Source organism: Streptomyces endophyticus (assembly GCF_035798155.1).
In the GTDB taxonomy this organism is placed as follows: Bacteria; Actinomycetota; Actinomycetes; order Streptomycetales; family Streptomycetaceae; genus Streptomyces; species Streptomyces endophyticus.
Map to the genome: position 1 here is coordinate 1 of NZ_JAOZYC010000121.1, position 578 is coordinate 578.

The 578-nt window shown below is 52.1% G+C and carries 1 protein-coding gene and 1 other RNA gene; one reads left to right on the forward strand and one right to left on the reverse strand.

The window, feature by feature from the left end; genetic code table 11:
* Positions 1–290, reverse strand: a transfer-messenger RNA (tmRNA) gene (ssrA, locus tag OKJ99_RS18525); the annotation flags it as partial.
* Here ssrA and OKJ99_RS43755 point away from each other — a divergent pair.
* Positions 253–546 (forward strand): trypsin-like serine protease, encoded by a 294-nt coding sequence (locus tag OKJ99_RS43755; protein WP_407700718.1) that lies wholly within the window; start codon positions 253–255, stop codon positions 544–546. The two genes, ssrA and OKJ99_RS43755, sit on opposite strands and share 38 nt — an antisense overlap.
* Positions 547–578: the final 32 nt, after the last annotated feature.

Sequence of the window (578 nt, forward strand, 5' to 3'; positions counted from 1 at the left end):
GTGTCATTTGGATTTAACCTCCACTACGCCGACGGACAGGCTGAGCTTTGGCGAGTTACCTTTTGGTTCGCATTGTGCCAAGTAACCCGACACAACACTAGCAGATGTAAAGTGACACTACAGGGTTTTGACGCCCCCGGCCCATCTGCGAACCGTTGTAGTGTCTAGCCGGCCGTTAGGCTGCTAGAGCGTAGTTTTCGTCGTTTGCGACTAAATAAATTCAGTGTTTTACGGGAAGTCTGAGATCCCGGTATGCCCTCTTCTGCTTCGCAACCCCCGTCGAAACCAGAAGCGCAGAAGATCGACGAGCGCGTGCTCTGCGCAGGGTACAAGCAGGGAGGCAAGGATGCTTGCCAGGGTGACAGCGGTGGACCTCTCATGCAGCCTATTTGGAGTCCAACCTCACACAAGACATACTTCTACCAGATAGGAGTAGTCTCCTACGGCAAGAACTGTGCTGAAGCCAACTTCCCCGGCGTCTACTCAAGGGTCACGCACTTCATACCCTGGATCGAGCAGAAAGTTCTAGGAAGAACCACAACGTGACTTCAATTTTAAAGTTCGTCACATTCAAAGGC

Coding starts and splice junctions, on each gene's coding strand:
- OKJ99_RS43755 (WP_407700718.1), top strand. CDS start 253: ATGCCCTCTTCTGCTTCGCAACCCCCGTCGAAACCAGAAGCGCAGAAG.